Annotated in this window: 21 protein-coding genes; 8 read left to right on the forward strand and 13 right to left on the reverse strand. The window is 70.9% G+C overall.

Going from position 1 to position 23385, the window contains the following annotated elements; all coding sequences use genetic code 11:
* Positions 1-88: 88 nt before the first annotated feature.
* From AB0J93_RS28755 to AB0J93_RS28790, 8 genes are all read right to left on the reverse strand, one after another.
* Positions 89-862, reverse strand: a complete 774-nt coding sequence (locus AB0J93_RS28755; protein ID WP_363925467.1) for a fumarylacetoacetate hydrolase family protein — start codon at positions 860-862, stop codon at positions 89-91.
* Entirely contained in the window at positions 859-1914 is a 1056-nt protein-coding gene (dmpG, locus tag AB0J93_RS28760) for a 4-hydroxy-2-oxovalerate aldolase (RefSeq protein WP_363925468.1), read from the reverse strand. Before dmpG ends, AB0J93_RS28755 begins: the two co-directional genes overlap by 4 nt.
* Positions 1911-2840 carry an acetaldehyde dehydrogenase (acetylating) gene (locus AB0J93_RS28765; protein WP_363925469.1) on the reverse strand — a complete coding sequence of 310 codons (930 nt, stop codon included), beginning with the start codon at positions 2838-2840 and terminating at the stop codon, positions 1911-1913. The genes dmpG and AB0J93_RS28765 overlap by 4 nt, the downstream gene beginning before the upstream one ends.
* Complete coding sequence (locus AB0J93_RS28770) at positions 2837-3634, reverse strand: fumarylacetoacetate hydrolase family protein (RefSeq protein WP_363925470.1); 798 nt, start codon at positions 3632-3634, stop codon at positions 2837-2839. The genes AB0J93_RS28765 and AB0J93_RS28770 overlap by 4 nt, the downstream gene beginning before the upstream one ends.
* Positions 3635-3710: 76 nt before the next feature.
* Positions 3711-5192: a 2-hydroxymuconic semialdehyde dehydrogenase gene (locus tag AB0J93_RS28775; protein ID WP_363925489.1), complete on the reverse strand. Its 1482-nt coding sequence runs from the start codon at positions 5190-5192 to the stop codon at positions 3711-3713.
* A gap of 20 nt (positions 5193-5212) precedes the next feature.
* Positions 5213-6544: an NAD(P)/FAD-dependent oxidoreductase gene (locus AB0J93_RS28780; RefSeq protein ID WP_363925471.1), complete on the reverse strand. Its 1332-nt coding sequence runs from the start codon at positions 6542-6544 to the stop codon at positions 5213-5215.
* Entirely contained in the window at positions 6541-7824 is a 1284-nt protein-coding gene (gene kynU, locus AB0J93_RS28785; protein WP_363925472.1) for a kynureninase, read from the reverse strand. The genes AB0J93_RS28780 and kynU overlap by 4 nt, the downstream gene beginning before the upstream one ends.
* Positions 7825-7840: 16 nt before the next feature.
* The gene (locus tag AB0J93_RS28790) at positions 7841-8734 is read right to left on the reverse strand and encodes a tryptophan 2,3-dioxygenase family protein (protein ID WP_363925473.1); all 894 of its coding nucleotides are present in this window, start codon (positions 8732-8734) and stop codon (positions 7841-7843) included.
* Positions 8735-8882: 148 nt separating this feature from the next.
* Here AB0J93_RS28790 and AB0J93_RS28795 point away from each other — a divergent pair, with 148 nt between their 5' ends.
* From AB0J93_RS28795 to AB0J93_RS28805, 3 genes are all read left to right on the forward strand, one after another.
* A complete protein-coding gene (locus AB0J93_RS28795) occupies positions 8883-9362 on the forward strand; it encodes an Lrp/AsnC family transcriptional regulator (protein WP_363925474.1) in 480 nt (159 codons plus the stop codon).
* A 105-nt stretch (positions 9363-9467) separates the two neighbouring features.
* Positions 9468-10016, forward strand: a complete 549-nt coding sequence (locus AB0J93_RS28800; RefSeq protein WP_363925475.1) for a hypothetical protein — start codon at positions 9468-9470, stop codon at positions 10014-10016.
* Between the two features lie 12 nt (positions 10017-10028).
* A complete protein-coding gene (locus tag AB0J93_RS28805; protein ID WP_363925476.1) occupies positions 10029-10865 on the forward strand; it encodes a class F sortase in 837 nt (278 codons plus the stop codon).
* A 187-nt stretch (positions 10866-11052) separates the two neighbouring features.
* On the opposite strand, the gene AB0J93_RS28810 is transcribed toward AB0J93_RS28805, so the two are convergent.
* On the reverse strand, positions 11053-11586 hold the full coding sequence (locus tag AB0J93_RS28810) for an HNH endonuclease (protein WP_363925477.1): 534 nt from the start codon (positions 11584-11586) through the stop codon (positions 11053-11055).
* Positions 11587-11838: 252 nt separating this feature from the next.
* Between AB0J93_RS28810 and AB0J93_RS28815 the strand changes: the two genes are divergently transcribed.
* From AB0J93_RS28815 to AB0J93_RS28825, 3 genes are all read left to right on the forward strand, one after another.
* Complete coding sequence (locus tag AB0J93_RS28815; RefSeq protein ID WP_363925478.1) at positions 11839-12891, forward strand: mechanosensitive ion channel family protein; 1053 nt, start codon at positions 11839-11841, stop codon at positions 12889-12891.
* Between the two features lie 223 nt (positions 12892-13114).
* A complete protein-coding gene (locus tag AB0J93_RS28820) occupies positions 13115-14494 on the forward strand; it encodes an MFS transporter (RefSeq protein ID WP_363925479.1) in 1380 nt (459 codons plus the stop codon).
* Between the two features lie 63 nt (positions 14495-14557).
* Complete coding sequence (locus AB0J93_RS28825) at positions 14558-14986, forward strand: globin (RefSeq protein WP_363925481.1); 429 nt, start codon at positions 14558-14560, stop codon at positions 14984-14986.
* 43 nt (positions 14987-15029) lie between these two features.
* Here AB0J93_RS28825 and AB0J93_RS28830 read toward each other — a convergent pair whose 3' ends face one another.
* From AB0J93_RS28830 to ettA, 4 genes are all read right to left on the reverse strand, one after another.
* Positions 15030-15614: a YbjN domain-containing protein gene (locus tag AB0J93_RS28830; protein WP_164447459.1), complete on the reverse strand. Its 585-nt coding sequence runs from the start codon at positions 15612-15614 to the stop codon at positions 15030-15032.
* Positions 15615-15744: 130 nt separating this feature from the next.
* Complete coding sequence (locus tag AB0J93_RS28835; protein WP_363925482.1) at positions 15745-16425, reverse strand: hypothetical protein; 681 nt, start codon at positions 16423-16425, stop codon at positions 15745-15747.
* The gene (locus AB0J93_RS28840; protein ID WP_363925483.1) at positions 16422-16865 is read right to left on the reverse strand and encodes a thioesterase family protein; all 444 of its coding nucleotides are present in this window, start codon (positions 16863-16865) and stop codon (positions 16422-16424) included. Before AB0J93_RS28840 ends, AB0J93_RS28835 begins: the two co-directional genes overlap by 4 nt.
* A gap of 14 nt (positions 16866-16879) precedes the next feature.
* Positions 16880-18556 carry an energy-dependent translational throttle protein EttA gene (ettA, locus tag AB0J93_RS28845; RefSeq protein ID WP_363925484.1) on the reverse strand — a complete coding sequence of 559 codons (1677 nt, stop codon included), beginning with the start codon at positions 18554-18556 and terminating at the stop codon, positions 16880-16882.
* Between the two features lie 343 nt (positions 18557-18899).
* On the opposite strand from ettA, the gene AB0J93_RS28850 reads away from it, so the two are divergent.
* A complete protein-coding gene (locus AB0J93_RS28850; RefSeq protein ID WP_119579773.1) occupies positions 18900-20300 on the forward strand; it encodes a trehalose-6-phosphate synthase in 1401 nt (466 codons plus the stop codon).
* A 41-nt stretch (positions 20301-20341) separates the two neighbouring features.
* Positions 20342-22903 carry a trehalose-phosphatase gene (otsB, locus tag AB0J93_RS28855; protein WP_363925490.1) on the forward strand — a complete coding sequence of 854 codons (2562 nt, stop codon included), beginning with the start codon at positions 20342-20344 and terminating at the stop codon, positions 22901-22903.
* Positions 22904-23385: the final 482 nt, after the last annotated feature.

Here is a 23385-nt window from a genome sequence, read left to right on the forward strand (position 1 = left end):
GGGGTTCCGGGCAGCCCGACCGGCGCAGGGATCAAGCCTGACCGCCCGGAGCCGGTCGGGCTGCCCGGAACCCCCACACCGTCACCACTCACGAGGAAGTCCGCAACGAAGCCGTACCGAGCTTCTCGACCACCGCCCGGACATGAGCACCAGCACGCAACGGAACAGCAGCCGTCGCCGCGCCGGCCAGGAACACCCACCCTTCGCGCAGCCGCACCCCGTGCCGCCCCGCCAGCCGGATGCCCTCGTCGAGCGCCCGTCGCGGGTCACCGAGGATGGCCGCCGTGGAGCCGACCTGTGCCACCCGCCCGTCGATCTCCAGCAGCACACCCAGGTTTTCCAGCCCGTCCGGCACCGGCGACCACGGTCCGATCACGAACGCACCGGCTGAGGTGTTGTCGGCGATGACGTCGGGCAGGGAGAAGGTGAAGTTCGCGTACCGAGAGTCGATCAGTTCGATCGCCGGAGCGACCGCCCGCACCGCGTCGGTGAAGTCACCGACCGGTTCGCCGGCCTCGGGAAGCCGGTCCAGCAGGAACGCCACCTCCGGCTCGACCCGGGGATGGATGAACTCGGCCACGTCGACCGTGCCGCCGTCGGGAACCCGCATCACGTCGGTAAGCCGGCCCCAGATCACCTCGTCCACACCGACCTGGGCCATCTTCGCCTTGCTGGTCAGCCCCATCTTCAACCCGACCAGCCGCTCCCCCCGGGCCAGCCGACGCTGCACCAGGGCGGTCTGCACCGCGTACGCGGCGTCGACGTCCAGTCCGGTCTCGGCGGCGAGTTGAGCGGTCGCGGTGGCCGTGTCGGCAGCCGTACCGAGGGTCTCGGCGATCCCCGCGATGTCCTGCCCGATCATGATTTCTCCTTGCCGGCCAGGTCCAGCGCCACGTCGACGATCATGTCTTCCTGCCCGCCGACCATCCGGCGTCGGCCGAGTTCCACCAGGATCGAACGGACGTCCACGCCGTAGCGCGCCGAGGCCCGTTCGGCGTGGCGCAGGAAGCTGGAGTAGACCCCCGCGTACCCGAGGGAGAGGGTTTCCCGGTCGACCTGGACGGGTCGGTCCTGCAACGGGCGGACGATGTCGTCGGCGGCGTCCATCAACGCGAAGACGTCGCAGCCGTGCTGCCAGCCGTGCAGCTCGGCGACCGCGACGAAGACCTCCAAGGGCGCGTTGCCGGCGCCGGCACCCATGCCGGCGAGGGAGGCGTCCACCCGGACGGTCCGGCCGGCCGGCGACCCGGCCGGGCCGTCGCCGGCGACCCGGCCGTGTTCGACGGCGATCACGCTGTTGGCCACCCCGAGGGAGAGGTTGTGGTGCGCGTGGATGCCGATCTGCGTGGTCGGCGCGAGCACCTGCCGGTACGCGTCGACACGCTGCACCACGTCGGACATCAGCAGCCGGCCACCGGAGTCGGTGACGTAGACGCAGTGCGCCCCGTACGACTCCATCAGTTTGGCCTGGGCGGCCAGCCCGGCCGGGTCGTTCATGTGGGACATCATCAGGAAGCCGGCCACGTCCATGCCGTTCTCCCGGGCCCAGGAGATGTGCTGGGCGGAGATGTCCGCCTCGGTGCAGTGGGTGGCGATCCGTACGCTTGTCACCCCGAGCGCCCGGGCGGCCTTCAGGTCGGCGATGGTGCCGATGCCGGGCAGCAGCAGGGTGGTCAGCTTCGCGTTCGTCATCACCTCGGCCGCCGCCGCGATCCAGTCGGCGTCGCTGGCCGCGCCGTGGCCGTAGTTGACGCTGGACCCGGCCAGACCGTCACCGTGGGCGACCTCGATCGCGGCGACCCCGGCGGCGTCGAGTGCGGCGGCGATGGTGCGGACCTGGTCGACGGTGTAGCGGTGGGCGATGGCGTGCATGCCGTCGCGCAACGTCACGTCCTGGATGTACAGCTCCGTCACTGGGCCAGCACCTCCGCCCGCAGGGCGACCAGCCGCTGCGCGGTGCGCAGCGCGGCCGAGGTCATGATGTCCAGGTTCCCGGCGTACGCGGGCAGATAGTGCCCGGCACCGGAAACCTCCAGGAAGACCGAGACCTGCAACCCGGTGAGCTGCCGCCCCAGCGACGGCACGTAGGTGTCGACGCGGTCGAACTGCACATCCTGCTTCAGCCGGTAGCCGGGCACGTACTCCTGCACGGTGGTCACCATGTCGCCGACGGAGGCGGCGATGGCCTCGCGGTCGGCGTCGGGGTCCGGGCAGAGGCAGTAGACGGTGTCGCGCATCAGCAGCGGCGGGTCGGCCGGATTGAGCACGATGATCGCCTTGCCTCGATCGGCGCCACCGACCACCTCGATCGCCCGCGCCGTGGTCTCGGTGAACTCGTCGATGTTGGCCCGGGTGCCCGGGCCGGCCGACCGCGAGGCGATCGACGCGACGATCTCCCCGTACGCGACCGGGGTCACCCGCCGTACCGCGGCGACGATCGGCACCGTCGCCTGCCCACCACAGGTGACCATGTTGAGGTTGGTCTCGCCCAGGTGCTCCTCCAGGTTGACCGGCGGTACGACGTACGGGCCGATCGCCGCCGGGGTCAGGTCGATCACGGTCCGCCCGTGCGCGCGCAGCACGGCGTCGTTGTGCCGGTGGGCACCCGCCGAGGTGGCGTCGAAGACCAGGTCCACGTCGGCGAACTCGGGCATCGCGACCAGACCCTCGACACCCTGCGCGGTGGTGGCCACGCCGAGCCGGCGGGCCCGGGCCAGCCCGTCGGAGGTCGGGTCGATACCCGCCATCGCCACCATCCGCAGCGAATCCGACAGCCGCAGAACTTTGATCATCAGGTCGGTGCCGATGTTGCCCGACCCGATCACTGCCACACCCGTCATCCGTCAACCTCCCTGGAGGAGAAGCACGCCCGTACCGAGCCGAGACCGGAGATCCGCGCCTCGTACGCCGCGCCCGGCGTCACCGGCACCATCGGGCCGAGTGCGCCGGACAGCACCACGTCACCGGCGCGCAGCGGATCACCGGCGCGGGCCATCGTGCCGGCCAGCCAGGCCAGCGCGTGCAACGGATTGCCCAGGCAGGCCGCTCCGGCCCCCACCGACACCGGCTCACCGGCATGTTCCAGAACCATCCCGCACAGCCGCAGGTCGACCTCGGCCGGCCGGCGGGGCGTGGTGCCCAGCACGAACAGGCCGCTGGAGGCGTTGTCCGCCACCGTGTCCACGATGGAGATGTCCCAGCCGGCGACCCGCGAGTCGACGATCTCGATGGCCGGCAGCAGATGGTCCACGGCGCGCAGCAGGTCAGCGGTGGTGACCCGTTCGTCGGGCAGGTCGGCGCCGAGCACGAAGGCGACCTCCGCCTCCACCCGGGGTTGCAGCAGGCGGCCGATCGTCACCTCGGCGCCGTCGGACACCGCCATCGCGTCGGTGAGCACCCCGAAGTCCGGCTCGTACACCCCGAGGCTCTCCTGGACCGCCCGAGAGGTCAGCCCGATCTTCGCGCCCACCCGGCGCTGCCCGGCCGCCAGCCACTCGCCCACCTGGCGCTGCTGCACCCGGTACGCGGCACCGACGTCGCCCTCCGGAAGAAGTCGCCCGCGCAGCGGCGGGCAGGGCTTGCCGGTGTCTCGCGCCTCGGCCAGTTCCCGGGCCGCCGACTCAAGATCGCTCATGACGCCACTCCGCTTCGCTGCGTGCCGCCATGAGACACGGCCGCACTGAGCCTGATGATTCGCTCGCTACGCTCGCTCATGACAGGTCTACGCAGACGTTCGTCAGTTCGGAGTAGAAGTCCAGCGAGTGCACGCCACCCTCGCGACCGATGCCGGAGGCCTTCACCCCGCCGAACGGGGTCCGCAGGTCGCGCAGGAACCAGGTGTTGACCCAGACGATGCCGGCGTCCAACCGGGCACCGGCCCGGTGCGCCCGGCCCACGTCACGGGTCCAGACCGTCGCCGCCAGGCCGTATTCGGTGCCGTTGGCCAGGGCGTACGCCTCGTCCTCGTCGTCGAACGGCGCCACGTGCACCACCGGACCGAAGATCTCCTCGCGGTTGGTCCGCGCGTCCGGGCCGAGCCCGGTCAGCACCGTCGGCTGCACGTACGCGCCGCCGTCGCGGGCGTCGTCGAACCGAGGCACCCCGCCGCCGGCGAGCACCCGGGCGCCCTCGGCCCGCGCCAGGTCGTAGTGCCCGAGCACCTTGTCCCGATGGCCGTGCGAGATCAGCGGCATGTTCACCGTCGCCTCGTCGGCCGGCCAGCCGTACGCCAACTCGCCGGCGCGTTCGGCCAGCCGCGCAGTGAACTCCTCGAACACCGGCCGCTGCACGTAGATCCGTTCGGTGCAGAGGCACACCTGCCCGCCGTTTGTGAAGCTCGACCGCACCGACCCGGCCACCGCCGCGTCCAGGTCCGCGTCGGCGAAGACCAGCCCGGCGTTCTTGCCGCCCAACTCGAAGCTGACCGCCTTCACCCCGTCGGCGGCCGCCCGCATGATGGCACCGCCGGTGGCCGACTCACCGGTGAAGGTGATCGCGTCGACGCCCGGATGGCGGGTGAGGAACTCGCCGGCCGAGCCGGGCCCGAAGCCGTGCACCAGGTTGAACACGCCGTCCGGCACCCCGGCCGCCACCATCACCTCGGCGAGCAGCGTGGCCGACGCGGGCGTCTCCTCGCTCGGCTTGACCACCACCGTGTCACCGCAGGCCAGAGCGGGGGCGACCTTCCAGGTGAGCAGCAGCAGCGGCAGGTTCCACGGCACGATCACCGCGACCACGCCGACCGGCTTGCGCACCGCGTAGTTGAGGGCCCGACCACCGGTCGGTGTGACGGTGGTGAACGACTCGGTCGGCGCGGTCGCCGCGATCTCCGCGAAGGCCCGGAAGTTCGCCGCGCCGCGCGGAATGTCCAGGGTGCGGGCCTGCGAGATGGACTTGCCGGTATCGGCGACCTCGGCGGCCACCAGGTCGTCGAACCGACGCTCCAGCTCGTCGGCGATCCGACGCAGCACCTCGGCGCGTTCCCGCTCCCCCGCCCGGCCCCACGGGCCCCGCAACGCCGCCCGCGCCGCCGCCACCGCGTCGTCCACCGTGGCCATACCCGCCTCGACCACCTCGAAGACCGGCTCGCCGGTCACCGGGCTGCGCTTGGTGAACCGGTTTCCGGCGTCGACGAACTCGCCGCCGACGAAGTTGCGGAGCAGACCGGGACCGTCCGGTGCCCGTCCGGCCATCAGTCGGGGATCCCAGAGCGTCATCCGCGCCTCCTGAACCCGAGCGCCACCGCCGCGCCGGCCACCGCCGCCAGGCCGGCCGCTGCCAGGCCGACCACCTGGTACTGCCGGCGGACCCGACGCCGCACCTGGGCGTACGGGACGGTCGAGAACGACACCAGCTCGTACTGGGAGACGTACCGGCCGGGCAGGGCACGCTCCAGCGCGTGCTCGACGCGCTTGCGGGCCCGGAAGACCGGGGAGGCGACCTTGTCGCGCATCTCCACGAAGTTGGCAAGCGCCATCCGGGCGATCGCCTCGGCGTTGTCCTGCCGGCGGTGCTGGAACAGCGGCAGCGCCGCCGACCAGTCCCCGGCACACTCGTCGAGGCAGCGGTCCAGCTCCACCACGTCCTCGAAGGCACAGTTCGCGCCCTGGCCGTAGAACGGCACGATGGCGTGCGCCGCGTCGCCGAGCAGGGCGACCCGCCCGTCGACCTGCCACGGATCGCACCGCACCGTACCGAGCACCCCGACCGGGTTGTGCTGGTAGTCGTCGACCAGGTTCGGGGCGATCGGCGGTAGGTCCGGATAGTGCTGCGCGAAATGCCGCTCGATCGCCGCCGCGCTGCCCAGCGAGGCGAAGCTGGCGGTGCCGTGGGTGGGCCAGAACAGGGTGCAGGTGAACGAGCGGTCCGGATTGGGCAGCGCGATCATCATCGAGGTGCCGCGCGGCCAGATGTGCAGCGCACCCGGGTCCAGGGCGAAGTCGCCGCCCAGCGGCGGGATGGTCAGTTCCTTGTAGCCGTAGTCGAGGAAGTCGACGCTCTCGGTGACCAGGTCGTGGGCGAGCAACTGCCCGCGTACGGCCGAACCGGCGCCGTCGGTGCCGAGCACCACCCGCGCACCCGCGGTCACCGCGCCCCGCGGCGTCTCGAAGGTCATCGTCGCGGTGGCCGGGTCGAGGCCGACCAGCCGGTGCTCGAAGGCGATCCGCACCCCCGGCAGCTTGGCGGCGGCTTCCAGCAGGGCGTTGTTCAACGCGCCCCGGCTGATCGAGTTGATCGCCCGGTCGCCGGAGACGCTGTACGACTGGAATCCCGGTGCCCCGGCCACCGGATGGATCATCCGGCCCCGCATCGGCAACGCGTCCACCATCACCTGCTCGGCCAGGCCGATACGACGCAGCGCGTCGAGTCCCCGCTCGGAGAGCGCCAGGTTGATCGATCGACCCCGCTCGGGGGTGCCGCTGCGCGGGTCCGGACGCCGCTCGTAGAGCGCCACCTGATGACCCCGGCGCGCCAGGAAGCAGGCCAGTAGACAGCCGGCCAGCCCGGCACCGACGACCGCGATCTCGTCGCGTTCCCGGGTCACCGGGCCACCTCCGAAACCGTCGCGGCCAGCGCGTCGGCGACCCGCCAGCAGTCGTGGTACGTCGAGTAGAGCGGTACCGGGGCGAACCTGACCACATCCGGTTCCCGGGCGTCGGCGACCACCCCGTGCTCGTGGCGCAGTCGCTTTGTCAGCTCGTTGGCGCTGCCCTCGCCGATGCGTACCGACAGCTGGCAACCGCGCCGGCTCGACTCACGCGGCGTGATCACGCTCAGTGGCCGGTCGGCGGTGACCTCGTCCAGCAGCCGCTCCAGGTAGCCGGTGAGCCGGAGGCTGCGCGCCCGCAGCGTCGGCATGCCGACCGAGTCGAACAGTTCCAGCGAGGTGCGGACCGGACCCATCGCGAAGATCGGTGGGTTGGAGATCTGCCACGCCTCGACGGTGGTCGGTGGCCGACTGACCGGAGCCATCTCGAACCGGGTCTGCGCCGCCGTGCTCCACCAGCCCTCGAAGCGGGGCAGGCTGGCGTCGCCGTGGTGCCGCTCGTGCACGAAGACCCCGGCCAGCGCGCCGGGCCCCGAGTTGAGGTACTTGTACGAGCACCAGGCGGCAAAGTCGACGTCCCAGTCGTGCAGCGACAACGGCACGTTGCCCGCCGCGTGCGCCAGGTCCCACCCGACGACCGCACCGGCGGCGCGGCCGGCCGCGGTGATCGCCGGGACGTCCATCAGCTCGCCGGTGAGGTAGTTGACGCCGCCGAGCAGCACCAGCGCCACGGCGTGGCCCTCGGCCGCCAGGTAGCCGGTGACGTCCTCGGTGCGCAGGGTGTCCTCACCGGGACGTGGCGCGAGCCGGACGATCGTGCTGTCGGGGTCGAGGCCGTGGAATCGTGCCTGGCTGCGCACCGCGTAGCTGTCCGACGGAAAGGCGCTGTCCTCGATGACGATGCGGGTCCGCTCGCCCGTCGGCCGGTAGAAGCTGACCATCAGCAGGTGCAGGTTGACCGTCAGCGAGTTCATCACCACGGTCTCCGTCGGCAGGGCGCCGACCAGCCGGGCGGCCGGCGCCGTCAGCAGTTCGTGGTACGGCAGCCAGGGCCGTTCCGCCGCCAGATGCCCCTCCACGCCGAGCCGGCTCCAGGCGTCCAGATCTGCCAGGAGTTCGTCGCGGGTGGCCCTTGGTTGCAGGCCGAGCGAGTTGCCCGCCAGATAGGCGGCCTCCGGATAGCGACCACCGTCGGCCGGCGGCACGTGGAACAGGTGCCGGTGCCCCGGCTCCGCCGCGTCGAGGCGGAGTGCTTCGGCCTCGGTGTCGTTGCTCATCGTCGTCACGACCGCCTCACATCGCCGTCCGGGCGGACCACAGCTCCGGGAAGACCACCCGGGCCATGCTGCGTTGCAGCCACGCCAGCCCGGCGGAGCCGCCGCTGCCCACCTTGGCACCCATGGTCCGCTGCACCGCCTTGATGTGGTGGTGCCGCCAGTCGCCGAACTGCTCGGCCACCTCGGTCAGCGCCTCGCCGAGCAGCCGCAGGTGGTTGTCCGGGCCGGTGTTGGCGTAGATCTCCACCCAGGCCGCCTCGACGGCGGGGTGCGACTCGTGTTCCGTGGCCACGTCCCGCTCCCGCAGGTCCGCCGGCAGGTCGTGACCGTGCCGGGCAAGCAGGGCGACCACCTCGTCCCAGACGCTCGGCGTGGCCAGGGCGTCGGTGAGCTCGGCGTACACCTCGGTCTGCCGACGGAACGGGCGGATCAGTGCCGGGTCCCGCAGCCCGAGCAGGAACTCCAGGTGGCGGTACATCGCCGACTGGAAGCCCGACCCCTCGCCGAGCAGGTTGCGGAAGCGGTTGAAGTCGGCCGGGGTCATCCAGCGCAGACCCCGCCAGGCGGCGTTCAGCCCTTCCAGGTGCAGCGCGGCTCGCCGCAGCGGGGCCAACGCCTCCCACACCCGATCGGCGCGCAGCAGCCGGGACGTCTCCCGCAGTTCGTGACAGGTCAGGCCGAAGTACAACTCCATGATCTGGCTGACCATCAGGAAGGACATCTCGCCCGGGTCGGCGCTGAGCGGCTGTTGCAGGCGATGCAGCGTGCTGGCCTGCACGTACGCGTCGTACGGCACCCGCTCGGCGAATTCCAGGGTGGGCTCGCCGCCGTTGCGTGCGGCACGGGCCACGCGCTGCCGTGCAGTGACCGGACGCACCTCCGTCCGGGGGCGCAGATCCGTCTGCTCCATGCGTCCGCTCCTTCCGGGTCGCCCGTCCAGTCATGATCTCCCGCGAGGTTGGCCGGACGGAATGCCTCTTCAACGGCGCTTTCCGTGTCCGACCTGCGGAACGAAAGCCGCTCGCCGGGTTCGACCTGTCGGACGTAAGGTCACGTGCATGGACGAGATGGACTGGGCCCTGCTCCGCGAGTTGCAGGCCGACGCACGGTTGTCCTTCAGCGAGCTGTCCCGGCGGGTGCACCTGTCCCCACCCGCGGTCGCCGAACGGGTGCGCCGGTTGGAGGAGACCGGCGTGATCAGCGGGTACCACGCCCACGTCGACCTGGCCCGGGCCGGTCGCACCGTGGTCGCGCTGATCCGGATGTCCTGTTACGGCGCCCGCTGCATCCTGCACGACCCCGACGTCGCGCGGTGGCCGGAAATCCTGGAGATCCACCGGATCACCGGCGACGCGTGCAGCGTGCTGAAGGTCGCGGCCGGTTCGATCGGAGACTTCGAGGCGGTCATCGACCGCCTCGCCCCCTACGGCCAACCGTCGAGCACGATGGTGCTCTCCACCCCGCTCGCCTGGCAGCCCGTCACCTCGAAGGAAGAACCCCCGGTCAACGCCTCCGGTAGAGGGAAGGCTCCTTCCTGACGTTCGTCCCCGTCGCCGGGAGCCGGGTTAGCCGCCGGAGCAGGGGGAAAGCCAGCCGGGTCGCCCCAACAGGACCGGTACGCCGGTGCCGGGAGGGAGGGGATCATGCGAGGTCTGCAACCGTACGGAGGCGTCCACCGCGCCCCGTCGACCATCGCCCGACTGTTCGGGGCGTTCGTCCTGATCGCGGCGTTCGCCCTGGTCGGGCTGCTGGTCCTGCCCGGTGCCGCGCCCGCCAGAGCGGGTGAGAACACCTTCGTCGAGGTGACACCGAACAGCGTCCAGGCCGGCTCCCGGGTAAGCATCCGGGCCAGCTGCGACAACGCCAACGACCGCCAGGCCGAGGTGACCTCGGACGCGTTCAACCGGGTCTTTCTCCGGCCGGACAACGGCTTCCTCACCGGCTCGGCCACAGTGCCCGGCAACAAGGCGGCCGGCGACTATCCGGTGCACCTGCGCTGCGACAACGACCGGACCGCCAGCACCACGCTGACCGTGCTGAACATGGAACAGCCCACCAAGGGGCCGGCGACCGGTGGCGGCGGTACCGCCGACCGGGGCACCGGCTCGATGCTGCTGCTGGGCGGCGTCGCCACGGTGACCGCGGCGGTGGTCTTCGGACTGCTGAGCAGCCGGCGCCGGGCCGGTTCCTGACCCACCGTCGCCATGGCCGGCTTCCGCGTACCCACGCCGGAACCGGGCCCCGGTCCACGCCGGACCACCACCCGTCGGAGCCAGCGTGCCTGGCGGCGAGTGGTCGCGGCGACCGGCCGGCTGGTCCGGGTCGCCGCGCAGATGGGTTCAGCCAGCGTCGCCACGCCCGATCCCGCGGCGGCGCCGCTGCCGCCCCGGCGGCCTCGCGGCTGGGCGGTGGGGACCAGACGCTCCGGTCACTCCGGCCCGGGGCTGCCGGTACTGGTGATCGGCTCGCTGATGCTGCTGATCGTCGCGATGCTCGGCGTCGAGCGACTGACCGGGCTGAGCCTGCTGCCGGACCGCTTCATCGCCGGACTCGCGCAGCCACCCAAGAAGTTCCCGCTGCTGGCGGCGAGCGAGCCGGTCGGCATCGAGATCAACAAGATCGACCTGGCGGCACCGGTGCACAACGTGGGCATCGCACCCGACGGCAGCATCGCCGCACCGCCGGCCGAGCGGGCCCAGGAGGCCGGCTGGTACGACCAGGGGCCCACCCCCGGCCAGTACGGCCCGGCCGTCATCGTGGGGCACGTAGACACCACCACCGGCCCGGCCGTCTTCCATCAGCTGCCGCAGTTGCGGGCCGGCGACCGGGTCGAGGTCGCCCGCTCGGACGGCTCGGTGGCGGTCTTCGAGGTCGACCGGGTCGACCGGTTCGACAAGGAACAGCTGCCCAGCGACGACGTCTTCGGCGACTTCAGCCGTCCCCAGCTGCGGCTGATCACCTGCGGCGGGCGGTGGGTCGGTGGGGAGACGGGGTACGCGGACAACGTGGTGGTGTTCGCTTCGCTTGTCGAGGCTCGTTAGGGCTCGCTGTGGGGTTTTCGGGGGAGCCCGACCCGCTCCGGGCGGTCAGGCTTGATCCCTGCGCGCGTCGGGCTCCCCCCGAAAACCTGTTCGGCGCACTCGCCGCGCGGGAGGCGCGGGGTCCTCCGCGAGCGCGGGTGGGCATCTTGAGGGGTTGAGCTGGGCGGACAAGCGAGCCGTTGACAGGTCAGGCGGCTTCGGGTTCGCGGAGATCCAACCAGTCGGCCCAGCGCGGGTCGGGGGCGCGGTGGCCGAGCACCCGCCAGGCGATCCCCTTCGGGGCGGTCGGCAACGCGTGCAGTCGCCAGCCCAGCTCGGCCGGGGTCTTGTCGCCCTTGGTGTGGTTGCACCTGGCGCAGGCGGCGACCACGTTCTCCCAGGCGTGCCGGCCGCCCCGGCTGCGGGGAAAGACGTGGTCGATGGTCTCCGCCGGGCCCCGGCAGTAGGCGCAGCGCCAGCCGTCCCGGGCGAAGATCGCCCGGCGGGACAGGCCCACGTGGGTGCGGTACGGCACCCGGACGAAACGGGTGAGCCGGACGACCGACGGCACCGGCAGCGCGCTGCGGGCACTGTGCAGAATGCCCTCACCGTCGGCGACACAGATCGCTTTGGCGGAAAGTACGAGAATCGCGGCACGACGTACCGACACGACACACAGCGGCTCGTAGGTGGCGTTGAGAACCAGCGCGCCGGAGCCCACCGTGGGTCGTATGTCAGGCATCGCGTCACCCTCCCGGTCAAGCGGCTTACCACTCGCCACCGCCGACCGGCGTCGGGCACAGCCCCACACCACGTCGACGCCGGCCGGATCACCGACGTCCGCTGCGCCAATCGTCCCTGATCGGACCCGCGAATGCACGTACTAATCCTGGCTACCCCCGGCGCTTTCCCCCCGGCCGCGCTCGCCGGACCGGGCGGCACCGACCGGTGGGTCGACGGCGGACCCGCCGGTCGGTTGCGGTACGAAAACAGGGTGACCGTCAGCAGCCTCAGCCCCACCCCCGCCCCATCCAGTCCGGAGCCGGTCGACACACCGAGCCCGGAGTGCCTGGACGAGGCCCTGTGCAAGATCGTCTGGAACTGGACCGACTCGGTGTGGTTCGCCGAGGGCAGCTTCTGGATCCTCGTCAAGCCGCTACGGATCATCGTGATCCTGCTGCTGGCGTTGGCCGCCCGATGGCTGGTGCACCGCACGATCCGCCGGCTCGTCCGCACCACCAGCGACGCCGGTGTGCCGACCATGCTCCGCCCGCTGCGCGAGCGCATCCCGACCGCCGCCACCGAGTCCGGCGAGTTCGTCCCGGAGCGTCGCCGGCAGCGGGCCGAGGCGATCGGCTCGGTGCTACGGAGCCTGAGCACCGCGTTCATCTTCGGCATCGCCCTGCTGATGCTGCTCAAGGAGTTCAGCTTCGATCTGGCACCGCTGCTGGCCAGCGCGGGCATCGCCGGCGTGGCGCTCGGCTTCGGCGCGCAGAGCCTGGTCAAGGACCTGATCGCGGGGCTGTTCATGCTGATCGAGGATCAGTACGGAGTGGGCGACAACGTCGACCTCGGCGAGGCGACCGGCGTGGTCGAGGCGGTCGGACTCCGGGTCACCACCGTCCGGGACGCACGGGGGGTCCTCTGGTACATCCGCAACGGCGAGATCATCCGGGTGGGCAACAAGAGCCAGGGGTGGGCGTTGGTGGTGGTCGACCTGCCGATCGGTTTCGCCGGCACCGAGGAGGCGACGGCCGTGCTGCGGACCGCCGCCGCCTCGATCGCGGTGGACCCGGAGCTGACCCAGTCGATCGTCGAACCGCCGGAGGTGCTCGGCGTCGAGCAGGTCACAGTGGAGGGCACGGTGATCCGCACGGTGGTGAAGACCACCGCCGACGGTCAGTTCAGCGTGGCGCGGGAGTTGCGTCGCAGGCTGGCCGAGGCGTTGGAGAACTCGGGTATCACGGCGAGGATCGCGGCGGGCCGGCTCTACCCCGGCATACCTACTCGATCTGCCTCCGAGACCGGTCAAGGTGGCGCCACCTGAGCCGACCGGCGGGGGTCGCGGCTGAGCGGCCCCCTCGGGTATCGTCCGTTCGTTCAGTCGGAGATGCGACCAACCAGCCGTTCGCCCTAGCCAGTTGTCAGACGATCGGGCAGAATCCGGTGCACGCGCTTACCGAGCGGTGTCACGTCCTCGCTGATCCGCAGACCTGACGATGGTCCCGGGCCGCCATCACGAGTGGCCAGACACCGGGACGATGGAGGCGATGGTGTCCGACGAGCGACCTTCTCCGGAAGGGCCGGCCACCTTCCGGGAGGTTTTCGCCCAGCGTGAGTACCGCGCCGTTTTCGCGGCCAGCACGCTGACCTGGATCGGTGACTACGTCGCCAGGGCGGCCGTCACCCTCCTGGTCTACCGGGAAACCGAGTCCGTGGCGCTGTCGGCCGCCGCCTTCGCGGTCAGCTATCTGCCCTGGCTGGTCGGCGGCCCACTGCTGGCCACGATCGCCGAGCGACACCGGTACCGACAGGTGATGGTGGTCTGCGACCTCGTCCGGGTGGCGCTGATGCTGCTCGTCGCCATTCCCGGGATGCCGGTGCCGGTGATCCTGGTGCTCCTGTTCGCCACCACGCTGGCGAATCCACCGAGTCAGGCTGCCCGCTCGGCGCTGCTGCCGCTGATCCTGCCCGGGGACCGACTCGTCGTCGGGCTGTCCGTCAACGCCAGCGTGGGGCAGGCCGCCCAGGTGGTCGGCTACCTGCTCGGCGCCGCCATCGCAACGGTCAACCCCACCGCCGCGCTGCTGATGAACGCGGCTGCCTTCGCGCTGTCGGCGGTGCTCGTCCGACTCGGGGTGCACGACCGGCCACCGGCGATGAGCACCGCCCACCGCAGTCACCTGCTCCGGGAGACCGCCGCGGGCATTCAGATGGTCTTCAGGACGCCGGTGCTGCGGGCAATCGCCGTCCTGGTCTTCAGCGCCATGCTCTTCTCCATCGTGCCCGAGGGGCTGGCCGCCGCCTGGGCCAACGAACACGCGGGCGAGAGCATGGACCCGGGGCTGGCACAGGCGATGATCATGGCAGCCACCCCGGCGGGCTTCATCCTCGGCGGGCTGATCATCGGCCGTACCGTCGCACCGGCCCGCCGACTGCTCCTGCTCCGGCCATTGGCCGTGGCCGCACCACTGGCGCTGGTGCCCGCGTTGCTGGACCCGCCGCCGGCGGTGGTGGCGCTGCTCGCCGCCGTCTGTGGATTCGCAGTGGCCGGCATGATTCCGACGGCCAACGGGCTCTTCGTCCAGGCCCTGCCGGACGGCTTCCGGGCTCGGGCGTTCGGTGTCATGGCGACCGGCATGCAGGTCATCCAGGGTGCGGCCGTACTGGTGACCGGGTTGCTCGCCGAGCGGTTCCCGATTCCGCTCGTGGTGGGCGTATGGAGCGTCGCCGGGGTGGTGCTGATGTCGATCGTCGCCCTGCGCTGGCCCGACCAGCAGACCGTGGCCGCCTCCGTCGACGCCGCCCGAGCCGCCTCCGCCGCGAGCGGCGGGACCACCGCCCCCGGCGGATCGTCGGAGGACGCCTCTCCCGAGGATCCCGGTCCCGGGCACGTGGGTCCGGGGCGGCCGCGGCACGCGGTGACCTGAGCCACCCTCGTTCACCCCGTGCCGACCGGGCGAGCGCCCCGGCGGGCCTGGCAGGATGGAACGGTGAATCCCGCAGATGAGTCCGAAGGCCACGGCGAAGCGGTCACGTTCTTCGACGCCGTCGGCGGTGAGCCCACGTTCCGCAGGCTGGTCGAGGAGTTCTACGCCGGCATCGCCGCCGATCCACTGCTGCGCCCGATGTATCCGGAGGAGGACCTGGGCCCGGCCGCCGACCGGATGCGGCTCTTCCTCATGCAGTACTGGGGCGGCCCGAACACCTACTCGGCGCAGCGGGGCCATCCCCGACTACGGATGCGCCACGCCCCGTTCCGGATCGGCGCGGCCGAACGCGACGCCTGGCTGCGTCACATGCGCCGGGCGGTCGACAGCCTCGACCTGCCCCCGGCACTCGCCACGGAACTGTGGAACTACCTCGAACGGGCGGCGTACTTCATGGTGAACGACATGGCGGACCCGGCCGCCCACGGCTGACCTCCACCGCCCCGCCACTCCCGGCGGGGCGGATGACCGCTGCTCAGAGCAGGGCGCCCTCGTCGTGCAGCCAGTCGACGAAGCTGGTGGCCACGGCGGCGCCGCAGTCGAGCAGCTCGACCAGGAGCGCGTCGTGGGCACCGGCCGCGAGCGGGACCTGCAATTCGGCGTAGATCGGCAGCTGACCGCGCTCGGTGGGGTCACCCACGTACGCCTTGCAGAAGCGTCGGGTGTGGTTCCACTCGTTGACCACCCGGTAGGCCCGGTCCGCCCAGTCCGGCGGCACCGTCGCGTGTGGTCGGGCCCGCAGCACGAGGATCTCGTCCTCCGGCCCTTCCAGGGTCACCAGCACCGCGTGCCGTTCCCACATGGCCAGCAGGTTGCCGTCGCCGTCGGCCAGGTAACGCACGTCGAGCAGGTCGAGCGCGTCGCAGATCCGACGCAGGGTGACCTGTTCGACGGTGGCTGGCATGTCGGCGATCAACGGACGCTCCGCAGCCGGGCAGTCGTCGCCCGGTTGGCGGGGCGCCGGCGGGCCGACCCGGACGGTACCTTCCACCATGATCCTGCTTCGAGTTTCCGGGTCACCGCCACTGGCGGGACCTGGACGCCATGACCACCACGGCATCGCTCGCGCACCTCACTCCCCAGCGGATCCGGTCGCCTACAGTGGGTGGATCCGAGGATGGACGGTACCCGGACAGCCGGAACGAAGCACCCCCCCAACGCCACCACCAAGCCGGAAGGATGAGTAGCGGTCATCCTTTCGCATGAGCCGCGGATGGCCGTACGAAAATATCGGTGGCCTTCTGCGACCAAATGGCTCCGTACGGTCCCACCAATCCGACCCATCGGCCAGCCGCACGTACCTGCACGCCGTCACCACCCGCCGAATCCTCGGACACGCCGAGGAAACCCATGCGAACCAGACCCTGCACCATCCGCTGAGTCACCTCCACCGGACGGTCAGGCTCGTCGTCGGGGGTGACCACCACCGCCACGTGGTCCAGCAGGGCGTCGCGCAGCACCCGTTGCCCCACCGTCCGGCCACCGACCCCGTGCTCGGCCGCCTCGCGCAGGGTGCCCGCCGCCGCCTCAGCCAGCCGGCGCAGTTCCCCGCCCGGCAGCGTCTCGACCCGACGGCTGACCGCCGGCGGCAGGGCCCACCGCCACTCCGCGTCGCGGCGGGCCGGCAGGTCCGCGCGGCCGGCCGCGAGTTCGGCGAGCAGTTGCCCGGCGGCGACGGTCACATCACCGGGACCCGCGCCGGCCACCGTACGCACGGCCAGCACTTCCCACGGCAGCCGCGCCCAGAGGGCGGTACGCGCGCCGACAGCGGCCGGCCTCAGCCGGACCAGGGCGGCGCTCTCCAACCGGACGAGGCGCGCCAGGAACGCCCCCGCATCGGCGACGTCGACGAGGCCGTGTCCGACGCTCACGACGCACCCGCCGGGGCGTAGCCGAGCAGGAACGTCCGCTCCGGCTCGCTGAGCCGCCGGGGCACCTGCCGGGCCAGGTCGAACGGCACCAGCACCGAGCGCGCCCGGCTGATGAGCAGTTCGCCGTCGTACATCTCGTATCCGATGGTGAAGGACGCGGCCCGCAGCTGCTCCACCCACAGCTCGATCCGCACGGTGGGCGCGGTCTCGACGGTGGCCCGGTCGAGGGCGTAGTCCACCGGCCGCAGGTAGTCGACCTCGTGCCGGCGGATCACCACGCCCTCGGCGAAGGTGTCCACCCCGTACGCCCGGGCACCGACGAACATCAACGCCACCCGGGCCTCCTCGTAGAGGGTGAGGAAGCGGGCGTTGTTGACGTGGCCGTACGCGTCCAGGTCGGACCAGCGCAGGGTGCAGTGGTAGACGAACCGGTCAGCCACGACAGACCGCCCGGTCAGTCGCGGGTCAGCTTGCGGTACGTCACCCGGTGCGGACGGGCCGCCTCCGCGCCGAGTCGGTCGATCTTGTTCTTCTCGTACGCCTCGAAGTTGCCCTCGAACCAGAACCACTTCGACGGGTCCTCGTCGTCGCCCTCCCAGGCCAGGATGTGCGTGGCGACCCGGTCCAGGAACATCCGGTCGTGGGAGATCACCACGGCGCAGCCGGGGAACTCCAGCAGCGCGTTCTCCAGGCTGGAGAGGGTCTCCACGTCCAGGTCGTTTGTCGGCTCGTCGAGCAGGATGACGTTGCCGCCGATCTTGAGCGTCAACGCCAGGTTGAGCCGGTTGCGCTCGCCGCCGGAGAGCACCTTTGTCGGCTTCTGCTGGTCGGGGCCCTTGAACCCGAACGCCGCGATGTACGCCCGCGAGGGCATCTCGACCTTGCCCACCATGAGGTGGTCCAGTCCGTCGGAGACGACCTCCCAGACGGTCTTGTCGCCGTCCAGGCCCTGCCGGTTCTGGTCGACGTAGGACAGCGAGACGGTCTCGCCGACCCGGACCCGGCCGCCGGTCGGCTCCTCCAGCCCCACGATGGTCTTGAACAGGGTGGTCTTGCCGACGCCGTTCGGGCCGATGATGCCGACGATGCCGTTACGCGGCAGCGAGAAGGAGAGGTTCTCGATCAGCAACCGCTCGCCGAAGCCCTTGGTCAGGCTGTTCGCTTCGATGACGGTGTTGCCCAGGCGCGGGCCCGGCGGGATCTGGATCTCCTCGAAGTCCAGCTTGCGGGTCTTCTCCGCCTCGGCGGCCATCTCGTCGTACCGGTCGAGGCGGGCCTTGGACTTGGTCTGCCGGGCCTTGGCGTTGGAGCGCACCCAGTCCAGTTCGTCGGCCAGGCGCTTCTTCATCTTGGCGTCGCGGCGCCCCTCGACCGCCAGCCGGGCCGCCTTCTTTTCCAGGTAGGTGGAGTAGTTGCCCTCGTACGGGTAGGCGCGGCCACGGTCCAGCTCCAGGATCCAGTTGGCCACGTTGTCCAGGAAGTAGCGGTCGTGGGTGATGGCGACGACGGTGCCGGCGTACTTGGCCAGGTGCTGCTCCAGCCACTGCACGCTCTCGGCGTCCAAATGGTTGGTGGGCTCGTCGAGCAGCAGCAGGTCGGGGGCCTCCAGTAGCAGCTTGCACAGGGCGACCCGGCGGCGCTCACCGCCGGAGAGCTGGGTGACGTCGGCGTCCGGCGGCGGGCACCGCAGCGCGTCCATGGCCAGTTCGAGCTTGGAGTCGATGTCCCACGCGTCGGCGTGGTCCAGCTCCTCCTGGAGCCGGCCCATCTCCTCCATCAGCTCGTCGGAGTAGTCGGTGGCCATCTGCTCGGCGATCTTGTTGAACCGCTCCAGCTTGACCTTCGTCTCCGCGACCGCCTCCTCGACGTTGCCGAGCACGGTCTTGGCGTCGTTGAGCGCCGGCTCCTGCGCGAGCATCCCCACGGTGAAGCCGGGCATCAGACGGGCCTCGCCGTTGCTCGGCTGATCCCAACCCGCCATGATCTTGAGCAGGCTGGACTTACCGGCGCCATTCGGACCGACCACCCCGATCTTGGCGCCCGGCAGGAAGTTCAGCGTCACATTGTCGAGCACGACCTTGTCGCCGTGCGCCTTACGCGCCTTGTCCAGGACGTAGATGAACTGGGCCACGGTGCGGGCTCCTCCGTCGCTTTCGATCGCCGATTTCGCGTGCCACGGGCGCGGGCCAGGGCCGCCGTCCGTCGCCGTCGGCCGGGAGCCGGCCGCGCGCACGCCGTTGTCAATCCTGACAGGTACGCCGGGCCGCGCCCACATCGCCCCGCCAGACCGGGTCCGCCGGGGCCGGGTCACCGCCCCGAAGGCCGGTCGGGGCGGCTCACCTGTCAACATGATCACGTCCAGGGTTCGCCGAGTTCGGGGCGGGTAGGTGAGTCCGGCACAGGGGAACAGACGCCGCAGCTACGCTCAGTACGCTCATCGCGGTGGACCCGTCAGCACCCGGAGGTGGCCGATCGTGACCGTCCGTAGCTCCTTTGTCGTAGTGGCAAACCGACTGCCGGTCGACGAGGTGAGCACACCCGAGGGACGGCAGTGGCGACGCAGCCCGGGCGGGCTGGTCACCGCACTGCATCCCGTTCTCGCCGAGCACCAGGGCACCTGGGTCGGCTGGGCAGGCGGCACCGGCGCGGCCCCCGAGCCGTTCGACCTGGAGGGTATCCGGCTACATCCGGTGCCACTGAGCGCGGAGGAGCTGGAGCGCTACTACGAGGGGCAGTCCAACGCGACGATCTGGCCGCTCTACCACGACGCCGTCGAGACGCCCGCCTACAAGCGCCGCTGGCGTGAGGCGTACCGCCTGGTCAACGCCCGGTTCGCGGAGGCCGCGGCGGAGGTCGCCGCCGAGGGGGCGACGGTCTGGGTCCAGGACTACCAGCTCCAACTGGTGCCGGCGATGCTCCGGGAGCTGCGCCCCGACCTGCGGATCGGCTTCTTCCTGCACATCCCGTTCCCGCCGATCGAGCTGTTCATGCAGATGCCGTTCCGCACCGAGATCCTGCGCGGCCTGCTCGGTGCCGACCTGGTCGGCTTCCAGCAGCGGCTCGCCGCGCAGAACTTCGTCCGGCTCGCCCGGCACCTGCTGGGGCTGCGGTACGAGGGCCAGATGATTCAGGTGGACGGCCGTCAGGTCAAGGCCGGTGCCTTCCCCATCTCGATCGACACCAAGGAGATGGAGCGGTTGGCGGCGGACCCGGCCATCCAGGCGCGGGCCAAGGAGATCCGCGAGGAGCTGGGCAACCCCCGGACGATCATCCTCGGCGTCGACCGGCTCGACTACACCAAGGGCATCGAACTGCGCCTCAAGGCGTTCCGCGAGTTGCTGGCTGACGGAAAGTTGACAGTGCCCGACGCGGTTATGGTGCAGGTCGCCACACCGAGCCGCGAGCGCGTGGAGCACTACCAGGCACTTCGCGTCAAGGTCGAGCGCGAAGTTGGTCGGATTAATGGCGAATTCGGCCGGGTTGGCGTGCCGGCGGTGCATTATCTGCATCAGTCGTACAGTCGGACCGAACTGGCTGCGATGTACGCCGCCGCCGACGTGATGATGGTTACTCCGCTGCGAGACGGAATGAACCTGGTGGCCAAGGAGTACGTCGCATCAAGGGCGGACCACGGGGGCGCACTCGTACTCAGTGAGTTCGCCGGCGCCGCCACCGAGCTGCGTCAGGCGTTCCTGTGCAACCCGCACGACCCCGACGCGGTCAAGGACGCTCTGCTACGGGCCGTGCATGTGGAGAAGCCGGAGGCTCGTCGCCGTATGCGGACAATGCAACGCCATCTGCGCACCCACGACGTGGGGCACTGGGCGAAGTCCTTCCTCACCGAACTCGGTGTGCCCGACATGGAGGCAGCGTGAACGCGGCGTCCACCGAGAACGTCACGCCCGTCGCGGGCCCGATGGATCCGGAACTGCGCGCCGCCATCGGGCGGATCGCCCGGGTACCCCAGCTCCTGGTGGCCTGCGACTACGACGGCACGCTCGCACCGATCGTGGAGGACCCCAGCAAAGCCGTACCGCTGCCGGAGTCGGTGGCCGCGGTGCGGGCCCTGGCGGCGCTGCCGCAGACCACCGTGGCGGTCGTCTCCGGCCGCGCGCTGCGCGACCTGGCCGCCCTCTCCCGGCTGCCAAGCGAGGTTCACCTGGTCGGTAGCCACGGCTCCGAATTCGACATCGGCTTCGTCGAGCGACTCTCCCCCGAGCTGATCGCCGTACGCACCCGGCTGCGCGACGCCCTGCGGGACATCGCCGCGGCCCACCCCGGCGTCCGCCTGGAACGCAAGCCGGCAAGCGTCGCCGTGCACACCCGTGGGGTGGATCCCCAGGTCGCCGCCGCCACCATCGACGCGGTCCGCAGCGGCCCGGCGACCTGGCCGGACGTCACCGTCACCCAGGGCAAGGAAGTCATCGAGCTCTCCGTCGTGGCCACCCACAAGGGCACCGCCGTCGACCAGCTACGCACCCAGCTCTCGGCCAGTGCGGTGCTCTTCATCGGTGACGACGTGACCGACGAGAACGCCTTCGGCAACCTGCACGGTCCGGACGTCGGCATCAAGATCGGCCCCGGTGAGACCAAGGCCGGTTACCGGGTGGCCGAGCCGATCGAGGCCGCCCGAGCGCTCGGGCTGCTGCTGGAGACCCGACGGCACTGGCTGTTCGGTGAACGGGCGGTACCGATCGAGCGACACTCGATGCTGGCCAACGGTCGAACGGTCGCGCTACTCACGCCGGACGCCAAGGTGAGCTGGCTGTGCAATCCCAAACCCGACTCGGCGGCGATCTTCGCGGATCTGGTCGGCGGCAGTCCGGCCGGGCACTTCAGCATCGCACCCGAACGGGGCGGCATTCCCCTGGGCCAGCGCTACCGGTCGGGCACGATGACCGTGGAGACCCGTTGGTCCGGTCTCACCGTCACCGACTGGCTGGACAAGCCGGACCCCAGGGCCACGCCGGACGGCCCGGCGATCATCTCTGGCGACTCGACCCTGGTCCGGGTACTCACCGGCACCGGTCGGGTGCGCCTCGAGTTCGCGCCCCGGCCGGAGTTCGCCCAGGTCGCCGTACAGCTCCAGCCGCTCGGTGATGGCCTGCTGGTGCTCGGCTCCAACGAACCGGTCGCGCTCTACTCCCCCGGCGTGCAGTGGGAGGTCGGCAACGACGGCGGGTACGAGACCGCGAAGGCGGTGGTGGACCTCGCCGCGCTCGGTGGTCAGGTGGTGCTGGAGCTGCGTTTCGGTACGCACAGCCTGGAGCATCACCGGCTGCCCATCCACGAACGGCAGGCAGCGGCCGAACGCCCTTGGAAGGACTGGGTGGCCTCGCTGCGACTGCCGACCACCGCCCGGGACCTGGTCGCCCGCAGCGCACTGACGCTGCGCGGCCTCTGCCACGAGGCCAGCGGCTCGATCCTGGCGGCGGCGACCACCTCGCTGCCGGAGGAACTGGGCGGAGTCCGCAACTGGGACTACCGCTACTGCTGGCTGCGTGATGCCGCGATGACCGCCCGAGCCCTGGTCGACCTGGGCTCGATCACCGAGGCCGAGGCATTCCTGCGCTGGGTGGACGGCTGCGTGGAACGCACCGGCGGGCACCCCGAGCGGCTGCACCCCCTCTACACGGTCGACGGCTACGAACTGGGTGCCGAGGCGGTCATCGACACCCTGCCCGGCTACGCCGGATCTCGCCCGGTACGCGTCGGCAACCTCGCCAACCACCAGCTCCAACTCGACGTCTTCGGCCCGATCGCCGACCTGATCGCCGCCACCGCCGACGTACGCGGCTCGGTACGCGCCGAGGAGTGGCGGGTGCTGGAGAACATGGTCGAGGCGGTCCGCCGCCGCTGGCACGAGCCGGATCACGGCATCTGGGAGGCCCGCCTACCACCCCGGCACCACGTCTTCTCCAAGGTGATGTGCTGGATGACCGTCGATCGGGCGCTGCACGTGGTACGCCAGCACGGCGGCGAGGACCGGCCGGAATGGGTGGAACTGCGCGACCGGATCGGTGCCAACGTGCTGGAGTACGGCTGGCACGAGCACGCCGAGGCGTACAGCGTCGCGTACGGCGACGAGGACATGGACGCCTCGTCGCTGTGGATCGGGATCTCCGGACTGCTGGCCGGCGACGACCCCCGCTTCCTCTCCACCGTGTTGAAAATCGAGGCGGACCTGCGCAGCGGCCCGGTCGTCTACCGCTACCACTGGGACGACGGCCTGCCCGGCCGCGAGGGCGGCTTCCACATCTGCACGGCGTGGCTGATCGAGGCGTACCTGCGCACCGGCCGGCGCACCGACGCCGAGGAACTGTTCATGCAGATGATCGACACGGCGGGCCCGACCGGACTGCTCCCCGAGCAGTACGACCCGCTGGCCGAGCGCGGCCTGGGCAACCACCCGCAGGCGTACAGCCATCTCGGAGTGATCCGCTGCGCACTGCTCCTGGACAACATGCTCAAGCAGTAACCAATGGTCAGATCGGAGCGGCCAAAGACCCCTGACCTCCGCCCGCTCCGCCTTGCGCCCTCCGGCCCCCACTTGCCCCGTTGATCATGAGGTTAGCGGCAGTTTTAGAGATCAAGTGCGCCGCTAACCTCATGATCAACGCTCAGGGCTGGGGTTGGGGGGGCAGCCCGGGTGTGGGATTTCGTTATGTGTGGGCGGTTTGGGACCAGGGTCGTACGGTGTCGGGGGTGGGGGCGTTGAACACTTGCGAACGGCCGTGGACGACCGCCCCCGGGGTGGGGGTGGCCCGGAATGTTGGCGGGTCGGTGGTCGTTACATATCCCTGAACGGCCGAGGTAGACCGCCTGCCGCAGGCTAGGTGGGTGGGTGTGGCCCGGGAATGATGGCGGGCCGCCGGTCGTTGGACATGGTCCCGGCGACGTGCAGCGGCCTTTGGCCCCGCGTGCCGGATGATTTCCCCCTTGTTTTTGAGCGCCCTTTTG

Source organism: Micromonospora sp. NPDC049374 (genome assembly GCF_040677165.1).
Lineage (GTDB): Bacteria > Actinomycetota > Actinomycetes > Mycobacteriales > Micromonosporaceae > Micromonospora.

Bases quoted from the DNA above. Each gene is read 5' to 3' on its own strand.
- AB0J93_RS28755 (WP_363925467.1), bottom strand. From the start codon at position 862: ATGATCGGGCAGGACATCGCGGGGATCGCCGAGACCCTCGGTACGGCT.
- AB0J93_RS28765 (WP_363925469.1), bottom strand. From the start codon at position 2,840: ATGACGGGTGTGGCAGTGATCGGGTCGGGCAACATCGGCACCGACCTG.
- AB0J93_RS28770 (WP_363925470.1), bottom strand. From the start codon at position 3,634: ATGAGCGATCTTGAGTCGGCGGCCCGGGAACTGGCCGAGGCGCGAGAC.
- AB0J93_RS28775 (WP_363925489.1), bottom strand. From the start codon at position 5,192: ATGGCCGGACGGGCACCGGACGGTCCCGGTCTGCTCCGCAACTTCGTC.
- kynU (WP_363925472.1), bottom strand. From the start codon at position 7,824: ATGAGCAACGACACCGAGGCCGAAGCACTCCGCCTCGACGCGGCGGAG.
- AB0J93_RS28790 (WP_363925473.1), bottom strand. From the start codon at position 8,734: ATGGAGCAGACGGATCTGCGCCCCCGGACGGAGGTGCGTCCGGTCACT.
- AB0J93_RS28795 (WP_363925474.1), top strand. From the start codon at position 8,883: ATGGACGAGATGGACTGGGCCCTGCTCCGCGAGTTGCAGGCCGACGCA.
- AB0J93_RS28800 (WP_363925475.1), top strand. From the start codon at position 9,468: ATGCGAGGTCTGCAACCGTACGGAGGCGTCCACCGCGCCCCGTCGACC.
- AB0J93_RS28805 (WP_363925476.1), top strand. From the start codon at position 10,029: ATGGCCGGCTTCCGCGTACCCACGCCGGAACCGGGCCCCGGTCCACGC.
- AB0J93_RS28810 (WP_363925477.1), bottom strand. From the start codon at position 11,586: ATGCCTGACATACGACCCACGGTGGGCTCCGGCGCGCTGGTTCTCAAC.
- AB0J93_RS28820 (WP_363925479.1), top strand. From the start codon at position 13,115: ATGGTGTCCGACGAGCGACCTTCTCCGGAAGGGCCGGCCACCTTCCGG.
- AB0J93_RS28830 (WP_164447459.1), bottom strand. From the start codon at position 15,614: ATGCCGTGGTGGTCATGGCGTCCAGGTCCCGCCAGTGGCGGTGACCCG.
- otsB (WP_363925490.1), top strand. From the start codon at position 20,342: ATGGATCCGGAACTGCGCGCCGCCATCGGGCGGATCGCCCGGGTACCC.